Raw genomic sequence first — 12,291 nt, 5'->3', positions numbered from 1 at the left:
AATGGCTAAAGCTAAATTTGAAAGAAGCAAACCTCATGTTAATATAGGTACTATAGGACACGTTGACCACGGTAAAACTACATTAACAGCAGCAATAACAAAAACATTATATGACAGATATCACTTAGGAGAAGCAGTAGATTTCGCTAACATAGATAAAGCTCCAGAAGAAAGAGAAAGAGGAATCACAATATCAACAGCACACGTTGAATACGAAACTCCAAACAGACACTACGCACACGTTGACTGCCCAGGACATGCTGACTACGTTAAAAACATGATAACAGGAGCAGCACAGATGGACGGTGCAATATTAGTTTGTTCAGCAACAGATGGACCAATGCCACAGACAAGAGAACATATACTTTTATCAAGACAGGTTGGTGTACCATACATAGTAGTATTCCTAAACAAATGTGATATGGTAGACGATGAAGAACTTCTTGAATTAGTAGAAATGGAAGTAAGAGAATTATTAAACGAATATGATTTCCCAGGAGATGATACTCCAATAGTAAGAGGATCAGCATTAAAAGCATTAGAAGATCCATCAAGCGAATGGGGAGATAAAATAGTAGAATTCTTCGAAATGATAGATGAATACATCCCAGCACCAGAAAGAGATGTAGACAAAGACTTCTTAATGCCAGTAGAAGACGTATTCTCAATAACAGGAAGAGGAACAGTTGCAACAGGTAGAGTAGAAAGAGGAGTACTAAAAGTACAGGACGAAGTTGAACTAGTAGGATTAGCAGAAGCTCCAAGAAAAGTAGTAGTAACAGGAGTAGAAATGTTCAGAAAATTACTAGATCAGGCAGAAGCAGGAGATAACATAGGGGCATTATTAAGAGGTGTTCAGAGAAATGAAATAGAAAGAGGACAGGTTCTTGCAAAACCAGGAACAGTTAATGCACACACAAAATTCACTGCAGAAATATACGTACTTAAAAAAGAAGAAGGTGGAAGACATACACCATTCTTCGATGGATATAAACCACAGTTCTACTTCAGAACAACAGACGTAACAGGAGCTTGTAAATTACCAGAAGGAACAGAAATGGTAATGCCAGGTGACAACGTAACAATAGAAGTAGACTTAATAAACTCAATATGTGTAGAAGAAGGACTAAGATTCGCTATAAGAGAAGGTGGAAGAACAGTAGCTTCAGGAGTAGTAGCATCAATAATAGAATAATTAATTGATATATTACAAAGGAAATTGAAAACAAGGGGAGATTATATTATATATAATCTCTCTTTTTTATGTATAAAAAAAAGAATACAGTTGACATGTTTTATATTTTTTTGTATACTAAGGAAAGTGTTTGAAAGAAGTATAGCCGATTAGATTTTTTTATAGATAAAATAAAATTTTAAAAAGCACAAAAAAATACTTGAAAAAACTTCTGAGATGAGTTAAAATATACTAGTGTGCTTGAGAGATATATTTAGTTAAAGTTTTGGCTGAACGTTGTAAAAAAGCTGGAATGGGTTTAGGAAACACCCGGGAGAGTGTATCGGAAGCAGCGGGATATCAAAATTAAAATAAATATTTGTAGAAGGAGGGAAATCAAGATGGCTAAAAATGAAAAAATAAGAATAAGATTAAAATCATATGATCACAAATTATTAGATTTTTCTGCTGGAAAAATAGTAGAAACTGCTAAAAAAGCTGGTTCTCAGGTTTCAGGTCCTGTGCCACTACCAACAGAAAAGAAAATAGTTACTATATTAAGAGCTGTTCATAAATATAAAGACTCTAGAGAACAGTTCGAAATAAGAACTCATAAAAGACTTATAGATATAGCTAATCCAACACAGAAAACAGTTGATTCTCTAATGAGATTAGATTTACCAGCTGGTGTTGATATAGAAATAAAATTATAAGAACATATAAACCGCCTAAGATAGAGATATCTTAGAATGATTATTCTAAAATGGAGTAATCCGCTGTAAGAAAATAATAGGAGGTGCTAATATGAAAGGAATATTAGGGAAAAAAGTTGGAATGACTCAGATATTCACTGAAGATGGTATAGTAATACCAGTTACAGTTGTTGAGGCAGGTCCAGTTGTTGTAACTCAGGTTAAAACAATAGAAAATGACGGATACAATGCAATACAGGTTGGTTTTGAAGATGCAAAAGAAAAAGCATTAAACAAACCAGAAAAAGGACATTTAGCAGCAGCTAATGTACTAAAAAGACATTTAAAAGAATTCAGAGTAGAAAATGCTGCAGAATATACAGTTGGACAAGAATTAAAAGCTGATATATTTGAAGCAGGTGCTAAAATAGATGTTACTGGAATATCTAAAGGTAAAGGATTCCAGGGACCAATAAAAAGACACGGACAGTCAAGAGGACCAGAATCTCACGGTTCTAGATACCACAGAAGACCAGGTTCAATGGGAGCTTGTTCTTATCCAGGTAGAGTTTTCAAAAACAAAAAACTTGCAGGACACATGGGTAGCGTAAAAGTTACTATACAGAATTTAGATTTAGTAAGAATAGATGCTGAAAAGAATCTTATGTTAGTTAAAGGTGCTATACCAGGAGCTAAAGGTTCAGTAGTAACAATAAAAGAAGCAATAAAGGCTTCTAAATAACTACTAAAATAGGAAAGGAGGAACAATAATGCCAAAGATAAATGTTATGAATATTCAAGGACAGAATGTTGGAGAAATAGAATTATGTGATTCTATATTCAATATAGAAGTTAACGAGCATGTACTTTACGAAGCAGTAAAATGCCAGTTAGCAAACAGAAGACAAGGTACTCAGTCAGCTAAAACAAGAGCAGAAGTTAGAGGCGGCGGAAGAAAACCTTGGAAACAGAAAGGTACAGGAAGAGCTAGACAGGGTTCTACTAGATCTGTACAGTGGGTAGGTGGAGGAGTTGCCTTCGCACCAAAACCAAGAAGCTACAAATACACTTTACCTAAAAAAGTTAGAAGATTAGCTATGAAATCAGCTTTATCTTCAAAAGTTCAGAACAACGAAATAATAGTATTAGATGCATTAACTATGGATGCTCCTAAAACTAAAGAATTCGTAGCTATATTAAACAACATAAAAGCTTCTAAAAAAGCTCTAGTTGTTACAGCTGAAAAAAATGAAAATGTAATAAAATCAGCAAGAAACATAGAAGGTGTTCAGACTGCATTAGTTAACACTTTAAATGTATACGATATATTAAATCATGACACATTTGTAATAACTACAGATGCTGTTAAAAAAGTGGAGGAGGTGTACGCATAATGACTAATCCACATGACGTTATAATAAGACCAGTCGTTACTGAAAAAAGTATGACAGAAATGGCTGACAAAAAATACACTTTTGTAGTAGATAAAAAAGCTAACAAAACTGAAATAAAAAAAGCTGTAGAAGCTATATTCGACGTTAAAGTTGAAAAAGTAAACACACTAAACTATGATGGAAAAATGAAAAGAATGGGTAGAACTCAGGGAAGAACTGCTAGCTTCAAAAAAGCTGTTGTTAAATTAACAGAAGCAAGCAAAGATATAGAATTCTTCCAGGGAATGTAATATCCTAACTATTTAAGGAGGGACATAAGAATGGCTATTAAAAAGTTTAAACCTACTTCTCCTGCCTTAAGACAGATGACAGTTTTAGTTTCAGATGAAATTACTACTAACAGCCCAGAAAAATCTCTTTTAGTTAACCTAAAAAAGAACTCTGGTAGAAATGCTCACGGTAGAATAACTGTTCGTCACAGAGGCGGAGGACAGAAAAGAAAATATAGATTAATAGATTTCAAAAGAAATAAAGACGGTATACCTGCAAAGGTTGCTACAATAGAATACGATCCAAACAGAACTGCTAACATAGCTTTATTACACTATGCAGATGGTGAAAAAAGATATATATTAGCACCAGTTGGAATAAAAGTTGGAGATACTTTACTATCAGGTAAAGGTGCTGACATAAAACCAGGTAACTGCTTACAGTTAAAAGATATGCCAGTTGGTACAATGGTTCACAATATAGAACTTAAACCAGGAAAAGGTGGACAGCTAGTAAGATCTGCTGGTGTTTCTGCTCAGTTAATGGCAAAAGAAGGAAAAAATGCATTACTAAGATTACCATCAGGTGAAATGAGATTAGTAAGCGTTGAATGTAAAGCAACTATAGGACAGGTTGGTAACATAGAACACGGTAACGTTGTTATAGGTAAAGCTGGTAGAACTAGACATATGGGTATAAGACCTACTGTAAGAGGTTCTGTAATGAACCCTAATGACCATCCACACGGTGGTGGGGAAGGTAGAGCTCCAATAGGTAGACCATCACCAGTTACACCATGGGGTAAACCTGCTCTTGGATACAAAACTAGAAAGAAAAACAAAGCTTCAAATAAATTAATAGTTTCAAGAAGAACTAAATAGTAATCGTTAATAGATTTATTTATTCGGAAAGGAGGATCATACATGTCAAGATCAACTAAAAAAGGACCTTTCGTGCATAAGGGTCTATTAAAGAAAGTAGAAGCTATGAACGCTAGCGGAAACAGAGAAGTTATAAAAACTTGGTCAAGAACTTCTACAATATTCCCTCAGTTCGTTGAAAATACAATAGCTGTACATGATGGAAGAAAACATGTTCCAGTATATATAACTGAAGACATGGTTGGACATAAATTAGGAGAATTTGTTCCAACAAGAACTTTCAAAGGACATAAAGACGACGAAAAATCAAATAAAAGAAAATAATTATGTTGAAAGGAGGACCACGTAATGGAAGCAAGAGCTACTGCTAAATATGTACGTGTTTCAGCAAGAAAAGCAGGACAGATATGCGATCTTGTTAGAGGAAAAAATGTTGATGAAGCTTTAGCAATATTAAAGTTCATTCCTAGAGAATCAGCTTCAATAATAGCTAAAGTTGTTAAGTCAGCTAAAGCAAATGCAGAAAACAACCACGAAATGGATACAGATAAATTATACATAGCATCAATAGTTGCAAACCAGGGGCCAACAATGAAAAGATTCATGCCAAGAGCTCAGGGTCGTGCATGTGAAATAAGAAAAAGAACTTCTCACATAGAAGTTGTACTTAAAGAAAAATAAGAGAAGGAGGTACGGTAATGGGTCAGAAAGTTAATCCACACGGACTAAGAGTCGGTGTTATAAAAGATTGGGATTCAAGATGGTTCACTAATAATGGTAAAGAGTTCGGAAGCTTCATATTAGAAGACCACAATATCCGTAAATTTTTAAAGAAAAAATTATACTCTGCTGGAGTTGCTAAAATAGAAATAGAAAGATCAGCTAACAAAGTAAAATTAGATTTACATGTTGCTAAACCAGGAGTTGTTATAGGTAGAGCAGGTTCTGAAATAGAAGCATTAAAAGCTGAATTAGAAAAATTAACTAAAAAAACTGTTATAGTTAACATAGTTGAAGTTAAAAATGTTGATAGAGATGCTCAGTTAGTTGCTGAAAATATAGCTTCTGCTATAGAAAGAAGGGTTGCCTTCAGAAGAGCAATGAAACAGGGAATACAGAGAGCTATGAAATCAGGAGCTAAAGGTATAAAAGTTGCTGCTTCTGGTAGATTAGGTGGTGCCGAAATGGCAAGAACAGAAGGATACAGTGAAGGAAATGTACCTCTACAGACATTAAGATCTGATATAGATTACGGATTCGCTGAAGCAGATACTACTTATGGTAAAATAGGTATAAAAGTATGGATATGCAATGGTGAAGTTCTTCCAACTAAACATGTTCCAGGTGCAGATCCAAGACCTGAAAGACCAGGTAGAAGAGATAATAGAGACAATAAGAGAAATAACAGAAGAGGAAATGATAGAAATAACAGAGGAAATAGAAGACCTCAAGGATCAAGACCTCAGAGAACTGAAAATAAAGAAAACTAATAAAAAGGTTCGAGGAAGGGAGGAAAATACTCATGTTAATGCCAAAAAGAGTTAAACGTCGTAGAGTTCACAGAGGAAACATGTCTGGGAAAGCTAACAAAGGTAACACTGTAACATATGGAGACTTCGGTCTAGTTGCAATGGAACCATCTTGGATAACATCAAATCAGATAGAAGCAGCCAGAGTTGCGATGACAAGATATATGAAAAGAGGGGGAAAAGTTTGGATAAAAATATTCCCTCATAAACCAATAACAAGAAAACCAGCTGAAACTCGTATGGGTGCCGGTAAAGGTTCACCAGAATACTGGGTAGCAGTTGTAAAACCAGGAAGAGTAATGTTCGAAATAGGTGGTGTAGGAGAAGAAAAAGCAAGAGAAGCTATGAGACTTGCTGCTAATAAACTACCTATCAAATGTAAATTTGTTAAAAAAGAAGATCAGATAAAGGGTGGTGAATAGGATGAAAGCTAAAGAATTAAGAGAGTTAACAAGTGAACAGCTTACAGAAAAATTAAACGAATTCAAAAGTGAATTATTTAGCTTAAGATTCCAATTAGCTACTGGTCAATTAGAAAATACAGCTAGAATCAAGTTTGTTAAAAAAGATATAGCAAAAGTTAAAACTGTTCTTGCTGAAAGAAAGTTAAACGAAGCTAGAGCTTAATATTGGAAGGAGGCTTTTAAGACATGGAAAGAGGAAGAAGAAAAGTTAGAATAGGCCGTGTTGTAAGTGATAAAATGGATAAAACAATAGTTGTTGCTGTTGAAGAATTCGTTCGTCATCCACTATACAACAAACGTGTTAAAAGAACAAAAAAATTCAAAGCTCATGATGAAAACAACATATGTAACATCGGAGATAGAGTTAAAATAATGGAAACTAGACCTTTATCAAAAGATAAAAGATTCAGACTAGTTGAAGTTGTTGAAAAGGTTAAATAGTTTTTTAAGAAGGAGGGATTACGATGATACAGCAGGAAACTCGTCTAAGAGTTGCAGACAACTCTGGTGCCAAAGAACTATTAACTATACGTGTTCTTGGTGGAAGTAAAAGAAGATATGCTAATATAGGCGACGTAGTTGTTGCTACAGTAAAAAGTGCAACACCAGGTGGAGTTGTAAAAAAAGGTAAAGTTGTAAAAGCAGTTATAGTAAGAAGCAAAAAAGGCGTAAGACGTAACGATGGAAGTTACATATCATTTGATGAAAATGCAGCAGTAATAATAAAAGACGATAAAACTCCAGTAGGAACTCGTATATTTGGGCCTGTTGCAAGAGAATTAAGAGATAATGACTTCATGAAAATAGTTTCTCTTGCTCCAGAAGTTTTATAATTAAGGAGGTGCAATGAGAAATGATGAGAGTTAAAAAAGGTGACACTGTAGTAGTTATAGCAGGTAAAGATAAAGGTAAAAAAGGTACAGTTCTTAATGTAAACCCTAAAGCAAACAAAGTTGTTGTTGAAGGCGTTAACGTAATAACTAAACACCAGAAACCATCTGCTATGAACCAGCAAGGTGGAATAATAAATAAAGAAGCTCCAATAGATATGTCTAATGTAATGCCATTCGATCCTGAAACAGGAAAAGGTGTTAGAGTTAGATTCGTAGAAAAAGACGGAGTTAAAGTAAGAGTATCAGCAAAGAGCGGAAAAGAATTATAATAAGTAATGAAAGGAGGGACCTTAAATGGCTTCTAGATTAGAAGAAAAATATACAAAAGAAGTTGCTCCAGCTTTAATGGAGAAATTTGAATACAAAAACGTAATGGAAATACCTAAATTAGTTAAAATAGTTATAAACATGGGTGTAGGTGACGCTAGAGAAAATCCAAAAGGATTAGAAAAAGCTGTTGAAGAACTAGAATTAATATCTGGACAGAAACCAGTTATAACTAGAGCTAGAAAATCTGTTGCGAACTTCAAATTAAGAGAAGGAATGCCAATAGGTACAAAAGTTACATTAAGAAATGATAAAATGTTCTACTTCATGGATAAATTAGTAAGTGTATCTCTACCAAGAGTTAGAGACTTCAGAGGTGTTAGTGCAAACTCATTCGACGGAAGAGGAAACTACGCACTAGGAATAAAAGAACAATTAATATTCCCTGAAATAGAATACGATAAAGTAGACAAAGTTAGAGGAATGGACATAATCTTCGTTACAACAGCTAAGACTGACGAAGAAGCTCGTGAATTAATAAAATTATTAGGAATGCCATTTTCTAAGTAAGTAAAGGAGGGATTCCCGTGGCTAGAAAAGCAATGGTTGTTAAACAGCAGAAAAAACAGAAATATAAAACTAGAGAATACACTAGATGTTCTATATGTGGTAGACCACATGCAGTTTTAAAAGATTTCGGAATATGCCGTATATGCTTTAGAGAATTAGCATATAAAGGTGAAATACCTGGCGTAAGAAAAGCAAGCTGGTAAGATTTGTAAAGAATGGAAGGAGGGCTATAAAATGACAATGACAGATCCAATTGCAGATATGCTTACTCGTATAAGAAACGCAAACATAGTTAAGCATGAAACTGTTGACGTTCCCGCTTCTAATATAAAGAAAGAAATAGCTAGAATACTTCTTGAAGAAGGTTTCGTAAAAGGTTATGACGTTATAGAAGATGGAAAACAGGGAATAATAAGATTACAATTAAAGTACGGAATAGAGGGCGAAAGAGTAATATCAGGACTTAAGAGAATATCTAAACCTGGTATGAGAGTTTACAGCTCAAAAGATGAAATACCAAAAGTATTAAACGGATTAGGTGTAGCAATAATGTCTACTTCTAAAGGTATATTAACAGATAAAGAAGCAAGAAAAGAAAATGTTGGTGGAGAAGTAATCTGCTACGTTTGGTAATAATTGTTTAGAAAGTAAGGAGGTGCGACAATGTCAAGAATAGGTGTTAAACCAATAACTGTTCCTGCAGGAGTTGAAGTTGAAATAGCTGAAGGAAACTTAGTTACAGTAAAAGGACCAAAAGGAACATTAGTAAAACAGTTAAGCGATGAATTAACTATAAATAAAGAAGAAAATACAATAGTTGTAACAAGACCAACTGATAATAAAAAACATAGATCTTTACACGGATTAACAAGAACACTACTTAACAACATGGTAGTTGGTGTTAGTGAAGGATTCGAAAAGAAAATGGAATTAAAAGGTGTTGGTTATAGAGCTCAGAAAAATGGAAAAATGCTAGTTATGAACTTAGGATTCTCTCATCCAGTAGAAATGGAAGATCCAGAAGGAATAACAGTAGAAGTTCCAAACCAGCTAGAAATAGTTGTTAAAGGTATGGACAAACAGTTAGTAGGAAACTACGCTGCTAAAATAAGAGCTTGGAGAAAACCAGAACCATACAAAGGTAAAGGTATAAGATACGTTGATGAAGTAATCATACGTAAAGAAGGTAAAACTGGTAAAAAATAAGTAATATAATTACTTAGATACACACACTGGAAAGGAGTGAATAAAGTGATAAAAAAAGCTGATAAAAACGCTAAAAGAGTTCAGAGACATAAAAGAGTAAGAAGAAAAGTTTCTGGTACAGCTGCTAGACCAAGACTTTGTGTCTTCAGAAGTGCTAATAACATATATGCTCAGATAATAGATGATGTTCAGAGAGTTACTTTAATATCTGCATCTTCATTAGAAAATGAAGTTAAAGAAGCTGTTGGACATACAGGTAACAAAGAAGCAGCTAAAAAAGTTGGAGAATTAGTTGCTAAAAAAGCTATAGAAAAAGGAATCACTGAAGTTGTATTCGACAGAGGTGGATATATATATCACGGAAGAATAAAAGAATTAGCAGACGGAGCTAGAGAAGCTGGTCTTAAATTCTAATAAAAAAGGAGGGAAACACATGCTACGTAAACCAATAGATGCATCAGCTCTAGATCTACAGGAAAGAGTTGTTGAAGTTAGACGTGTTACTAAAGTTGTTAAAGGTGGTAGAAACTTTAGATTTGCAGCTTTAGTAGTAGTTGGAGATGAAAACGGACATGTAGGTATAGGTTCTGGAAAAGCAATGGAAGTTCCAGATGCTATAAAAAAAGCCGTAGAAGATGCTAAAAAGAATTTAATAACTGTACCAATGGTTGGTACTACTATACCTCACGAAGTTAACGGACACTTCGGTGCTGGTAAAATACTTATAATGCCTGCTGCAGAAGGTACAGGAGTTATAGCAGGGGGTCCTGCAAGAGCCGTACTTGAATTAGCTGGATTAAAAGACGTTAGAGCTAAATCTTTAGGTTCTAATAACCCAAGAAACATGGTAAATGCAACAATAGAAGGACTTAATTCTCTTAAAACAGCTGAAGATATAGCTAGATTAAGAGGTAAAAAAGTTGAAGAATTATTAGGTTAAGGAGGTAGTTAATAATGGCTAAATTACAGATAAAATTAGTTAGAAGTACAATAGGAACTACTCCTAATCAGAGAAAAAACGTTGAAGCCTTAGGGTTAAGAAAAAGAGAACAGGTAGTAGTTAAAGAAGATACACCTCAGATGAGAGGTATGATAAAAAAAGTTTCTCACTTAGTAGAAGTGACTGAAATAGCTGAATAATATCAAAACAGAAATTAAAGGAGGTGCAAAACCATGAAATTACATGAATTAAAACCTGCAAAAGGTGCTGTAAGATCTACTAAAAGATTAGGTAGAGGTACTGCTACTGGTCAGGGTAAAACTTCAGGACGTGGACAGAAAGGTCAGTGGTCTCGTTCAGGTGGAGGAGTTAGAGTTGGTTTCGAAGGTGGTCAGATGCCTTTATCAAGAAGACTTCCTAAGAGAGGTTTCACTAACATATTCGCTAAAGAATACACTGAAGTAAATGTTAAAGATCTTAACAGATTTGAAAACGGAACTGAAATAACTGCAGAATTATTAAAATCTACAAAAGTTATAAGTAAAATAGCTAAAGATGGAATAAAAATCTTAGGTGAAGGTGAAATAGAAAAAGCTTTAACAGTTAAAGCAGCTAAATTCACTGCTTCAGCTCAAGAAAAAATAGAAAAAGCTGGAGGAAAAGCAGAGTTAGTATAATAACCTGCTGTTCTCCAGGCCAGTCAAGCGGGGTGATTAAAACATGCTGTCACAGATAAAGCAGGCTTGGAAACTAAAAGAAATTAGAAAGAAACTTCTATATACACTAATGATGGTAGTGGTATTTAGAATAGGTACAACTATACCAGTACCAGGAATAGATACAAGTATTATAAAAAAGATGGTAGAAGGTAATAATCTTTTATCATTATATAATATGTTCACTGGGGGAGCATTTAGTAATTTCACACTATTTGCTTTAGGAATAGGACCTTATATCACTGCTTCGATCATCATACAGCTTCTTACTGTAGGTTTTGAAAGTTTAAAAGAACTTCAAAAATCTGGAGAAGAAGGTAAGAAAAAAATGGATAAATACACAAGATTTACAGCACTTGCATTAGCTTTTGTACAAGCTATTGGTATAACACTGGGAATTGTTAGAAATGCACTTAAATCTGATAATGTATTTTTCATTTCAACTGTTATAATAACACTTGTTTCAGCAAGTATGATGGTTATGTGGATTGGTGATAAAATAACAGAAAAAGGGCTAGGAAATGGTAGTTCAGTTATAATATTTGTTGGTATTATATCTAGAATACCTATCGATGGAATAGCTATAGCAAACCAAATAAGTTCTGGTGCTACACCAGTTTGGGCAGCTATACTTCTTGTAGCAGTAATAATATTAACTGTTTTAGGTGTAACTTTTATACAAGAAGCCACAAGAAAAATACCAGTTCAATATGCAAAAAGAGTTGTAGGAAGAAAAATGTATGGCGGACAGAGCTCTCATATACCTATGAAAGTAAATCAGTCAGGAGTTATGCCTATAATATTTGCAAGTTCTATATTAGCTATGCCACAAACTGTGGCAATGTTTATGGGAACAAATGCTCAACAATTTGTTCAAAAATGGTTAAGTGGAGCTACAGAACCGGGATTTTGGATCTATAGATCAATAGAAATATTACTTATAGTATTCTTCTCATATTTCTATACAACAATATCATTTAATGTAGAAGATATTACAAAGAATATGAAAAATAGTGGTGGTTTTATACCAGGAATAAGACCTGGAAAACCAACAGAAGATTATTTATCAAGAATACTATCAAGATTAACTTTAGCTGGTGCTGCATTCCTAGGCGTAATTGCTATGATACCAGCACTTATAACTCATTATCTTTCATTACCAATGAGTTTAGCGGGTACTTCGCTTCTAATCGTTGTTGGAGTTGCTCTTGAACTTAAGAGACAACTTGAATCGAATTTAGTAATGAGAAATTACCAGGGATTTTTAAAATAATTTATCGAATTGGAGATGAATA

At 34.1% G+C, this 12,291-nt stretch carries 23 protein-coding genes; all 23 read left to right on the top strand.

Features of this window, described 5'->3' with window-relative positions; genetic code table 11:
- Position 1 precedes the first annotated feature (1 nt).
- Positions 2-1,195, top strand: coding sequence for an elongation factor Tu (tuf, locus tag Q1J78_RS01100; protein ID WP_300277289.1), 1,194 nt, complete (start codon positions 2-4; stop codon positions 1,193-1,195).
- Positions 1,196-1,575: 380 nt separating this feature from the next.
- Complete coding sequence (gene rpsJ / locus Q1J78_RS01095) at positions 1,576-1,887, top strand: 30S ribosomal protein S10 (RefSeq protein WP_006440495.1); 312 nt, start codon at positions 1,576-1,578, stop codon at positions 1,885-1,887.
- 91 nt (positions 1,888-1,978) lie between these two features.
- Entirely contained in the window at positions 1,979-2,608 is a 630-nt protein-coding gene (rplC, locus tag Q1J78_RS01090; protein WP_300277285.1) for a 50S ribosomal protein L3, read from the top strand.
- Positions 2,609-2,636: 28 nt separating this feature from the next.
- Complete coding sequence (gene rplD, locus Q1J78_RS01085) at positions 2,637-3,260, top strand: 50S ribosomal protein L4 (protein ID WP_300277282.1); 624 nt, start codon at positions 2,637-2,639, stop codon at positions 3,258-3,260.
- Positions 3,260-3,550, top strand: coding sequence for a 50S ribosomal protein L23 (rplW, locus tag Q1J78_RS01080; RefSeq protein WP_330683224.1), 291 nt, complete (start codon positions 3,260-3,262; stop codon positions 3,548-3,550). The genes rplD and rplW overlap by 1 nt, the downstream gene beginning before the upstream one ends.
- A 30-nt stretch (positions 3,551-3,580) precedes the next feature.
- Positions 3,581-4,411, top strand: coding sequence for a 50S ribosomal protein L2 (gene rplB / locus Q1J78_RS01075; RefSeq protein WP_300277279.1), 831 nt, complete (start codon positions 3,581-3,583; stop codon positions 4,409-4,411).
- A 42-nt stretch (positions 4,412-4,453) separates the two neighbouring features.
- Complete coding sequence (gene rpsS, locus Q1J78_RS01070) at positions 4,454-4,735, top strand: 30S ribosomal protein S19 (protein ID WP_006440500.1); 282 nt, start codon at positions 4,454-4,456, stop codon at positions 4,733-4,735.
- Between the two features lie 24 nt (positions 4,736-4,759).
- Positions 4,760-5,092, top strand: coding sequence for a 50S ribosomal protein L22 (gene rplV, locus Q1J78_RS01065; RefSeq protein WP_300277276.1), 333 nt, complete (start codon positions 4,760-4,762; stop codon positions 5,090-5,092).
- Between the two features lie 17 nt (positions 5,093-5,109).
- Entirely contained in the window at positions 5,110-5,901 is a 792-nt protein-coding gene (gene rpsC, locus Q1J78_RS01060; RefSeq protein WP_300277273.1) for a 30S ribosomal protein S3, read from the top strand.
- Positions 5,902-5,933: 32 nt separating this feature from the next.
- On the top strand, positions 5,934-6,362 hold the full coding sequence (rplP, locus tag Q1J78_RS01055; protein WP_300277270.1) for a 50S ribosomal protein L16: 429 nt from the start codon (positions 5,934-5,936) through the stop codon (positions 6,360-6,362).
- Between the two features lies 1 nt (position 6,363).
- Positions 6,364-6,567 carry a 50S ribosomal protein L29 gene (gene rpmC / locus Q1J78_RS01050; protein WP_006440504.1) on the top strand — a complete coding sequence of 68 codons (204 nt, stop codon included), beginning with the start codon at positions 6,364-6,366 and terminating at the stop codon, positions 6,565-6,567.
- 23 nt (positions 6,568-6,590) lie between these two features.
- Positions 6,591-6,845, top strand: coding sequence for a 30S ribosomal protein S17 (gene rpsQ / locus Q1J78_RS01045; RefSeq protein WP_300277266.1), 255 nt, complete (start codon positions 6,591-6,593; stop codon positions 6,843-6,845).
- A gap of 23 nt (positions 6,846-6,868) precedes the next feature.
- Positions 6,869-7,237, top strand: a complete 369-nt coding sequence (gene rplN, locus Q1J78_RS01040) for a 50S ribosomal protein L14 (RefSeq protein WP_006440506.1) — start codon at positions 6,869-6,871, stop codon at positions 7,235-7,237.
- Positions 7,238-7,260: 23 nt separating this feature from the next.
- On the top strand, positions 7,261-7,566 hold the full coding sequence (rplX, locus tag Q1J78_RS01035; RefSeq protein WP_300277295.1) for a 50S ribosomal protein L24: 306 nt from the start codon (positions 7,261-7,263) through the stop codon (positions 7,564-7,566).
- A gap of 25 nt (positions 7,567-7,591) precedes the next feature.
- Entirely contained in the window at positions 7,592-8,134 is a 543-nt protein-coding gene (rplE, locus tag Q1J78_RS01030) for a 50S ribosomal protein L5 (protein WP_300277262.1), read from the top strand.
- A 17-nt stretch (positions 8,135-8,151) separates the two neighbouring features.
- Complete coding sequence (locus tag Q1J78_RS01025) at positions 8,152-8,337, top strand: type Z 30S ribosomal protein S14 (protein ID WP_006440509.1); 186 nt, start codon at positions 8,152-8,154, stop codon at positions 8,335-8,337.
- A 31-nt stretch (positions 8,338-8,368) separates the two neighbouring features.
- Positions 8,369-8,767, top strand: coding sequence for a 30S ribosomal protein S8 (gene rpsH / locus Q1J78_RS01020; protein ID WP_300277256.1), 399 nt, complete (start codon positions 8,369-8,371; stop codon positions 8,765-8,767).
- 30 nt (positions 8,768-8,797) lie between these two features.
- On the top strand, positions 8,798-9,340 hold the full coding sequence (gene rplF, locus Q1J78_RS01015; protein WP_300277253.1) for a 50S ribosomal protein L6: 543 nt from the start codon (positions 8,798-8,800) through the stop codon (positions 9,338-9,340).
- Positions 9,341-9,385: 45 nt separating this feature from the next.
- Positions 9,386-9,754 (top strand): 50S ribosomal protein L18, encoded by a 369-nt coding sequence (rplR, locus tag Q1J78_RS01010; protein WP_300277250.1) that lies wholly within the window; start codon positions 9,386-9,388, stop codon positions 9,752-9,754.
- A 19-nt stretch (positions 9,755-9,773) separates the two neighbouring features.
- On the top strand, positions 9,774-10,280 hold the full coding sequence (gene rpsE, locus Q1J78_RS01005; RefSeq protein WP_006440515.1) for a 30S ribosomal protein S5: 507 nt from the start codon (positions 9,774-9,776) through the stop codon (positions 10,278-10,280).
- Positions 10,281-10,294: 14 nt separating this feature from the next.
- Positions 10,295-10,480: a 50S ribosomal protein L30 gene (gene rpmD, locus Q1J78_RS01000; protein ID WP_006440516.1), complete on the top strand. Its 186-nt coding sequence runs from the start codon at positions 10,295-10,297 to the stop codon at positions 10,478-10,480.
- 33 nt (positions 10,481-10,513) lie between these two features.
- The gene (rplO, locus tag Q1J78_RS00995; RefSeq protein ID WP_300277246.1) at positions 10,514-10,957 is read left to right on the top strand and encodes a 50S ribosomal protein L15; all 444 of its coding nucleotides are present in this window, start codon (positions 10,514-10,516) and stop codon (positions 10,955-10,957) included.
- Between the two features lie 43 nt (positions 10,958-11,000).
- Positions 11,001-12,269, top strand: coding sequence for a preprotein translocase subunit SecY (secY, locus tag Q1J78_RS00990; protein WP_300277243.1), 1,269 nt, complete (start codon positions 11,001-11,003; stop codon positions 12,267-12,269).
- Positions 12,270-12,291 lie beyond the last annotated feature (22 nt).

It is taken from the genome of Peptacetobacter sp. (genome assembly GCF_029264495.1).
Classification (GTDB): Bacteria; Bacillota; Clostridia; order Peptostreptococcales; family Peptostreptococcaceae; genus Peptacetobacter.
Note: the sequence above shows the minus strand (reverse complement) of the source record. Positions and strands in the feature narration are given on the sequence as shown.

Excerpts from the sequence above, each read along its gene's own strand:
- rpmC (WP_006440504.1), top strand. The coding sequence starts at position 6,364 with ATGAAAGCTAAAGAATTAAGAGAGTTAACAAGTGAACAGCTTACAGAA.
- rplB (WP_300277279.1), top strand. The coding sequence starts at position 3,581 with ATGGCTATTAAAAAGTTTAAACCTACTTCTCCTGCCTTAAGACAGATG.
- rpsC (WP_300277273.1), top strand. The coding sequence starts at position 5,110 with ATGGGTCAGAAAGTTAATCCACACGGACTAAGAGTCGGTGTTATAAAA.
- rplN (WP_006440506.1), top strand. The coding sequence starts at position 6,869 with ATGATACAGCAGGAAACTCGTCTAAGAGTTGCAGACAACTCTGGTGCC.
- rplF (WP_300277253.1), top strand. The coding sequence starts at position 8,798 with ATGTCAAGAATAGGTGTTAAACCAATAACTGTTCCTGCAGGAGTTGAA.
- rpmD (WP_006440516.1), top strand. The coding sequence starts at position 10,295 with ATGGCTAAATTACAGATAAAATTAGTTAGAAGTACAATAGGAACTACT.
- rpsH (WP_300277256.1), top strand. The coding sequence starts at position 8,369 with ATGACAATGACAGATCCAATTGCAGATATGCTTACTCGTATAAGAAAC.
- tuf (WP_300277289.1), top strand. The coding sequence starts at position 2 with ATGGCTAAAGCTAAATTTGAAAGAAGCAAACCTCATGTTAATATAGGT.
- rplD (WP_300277282.1), top strand. The coding sequence starts at position 2,637 with ATGCCAAAGATAAATGTTATGAATATTCAAGGACAGAATGTTGGAGAA.
- rpsQ (WP_300277266.1), top strand. The coding sequence starts at position 6,591 with ATGGAAAGAGGAAGAAGAAAAGTTAGAATAGGCCGTGTTGTAAGTGAT.
- rplV (WP_300277276.1), top strand. The coding sequence starts at position 4,760 with ATGGAAGCAAGAGCTACTGCTAAATATGTACGTGTTTCAGCAAGAAAA.
- rplE (WP_300277262.1), top strand. The coding sequence starts at position 7,592 with ATGGCTTCTAGATTAGAAGAAAAATATACAAAAGAAGTTGCTCCAGCT.
- rplW (WP_330683224.1), top strand. The coding sequence starts at position 3,260 with ATGACTAATCCACATGACGTTATAATAAGACCAGTCGTTACTGAAAAA.
- rplP (WP_300277270.1), top strand. The coding sequence starts at position 5,934 with ATGTTAATGCCAAAAAGAGTTAAACGTCGTAGAGTTCACAGAGGAAAC.
- secY (WP_300277243.1), top strand. The coding sequence starts at position 11,001 with ATGCTGTCACAGATAAAGCAGGCTTGGAAACTAAAAGAAATTAGAAAG.
- rplC (WP_300277285.1), top strand. The coding sequence starts at position 1,979 with ATGAAAGGAATATTAGGGAAAAAAGTTGGAATGACTCAGATATTCACT.
- rpsE (WP_006440515.1), top strand. The coding sequence starts at position 9,774 with ATGCTACGTAAACCAATAGATGCATCAGCTCTAGATCTACAGGAAAGA.
- rpsS (WP_006440500.1), top strand. The coding sequence starts at position 4,454 with ATGTCAAGATCAACTAAAAAAGGACCTTTCGTGCATAAGGGTCTATTA.
- rpsJ (WP_006440495.1), top strand. The coding sequence starts at position 1,576 with ATGGCTAAAAATGAAAAAATAAGAATAAGATTAAAATCATATGATCAC.
- rplO (WP_300277246.1), top strand. The coding sequence starts at position 10,514 with ATGAAATTACATGAATTAAAACCTGCAAAAGGTGCTGTAAGATCTACT.
- rplX (WP_300277295.1), top strand. The coding sequence starts at position 7,261 with ATGAGAGTTAAAAAAGGTGACACTGTAGTAGTTATAGCAGGTAAAGAT.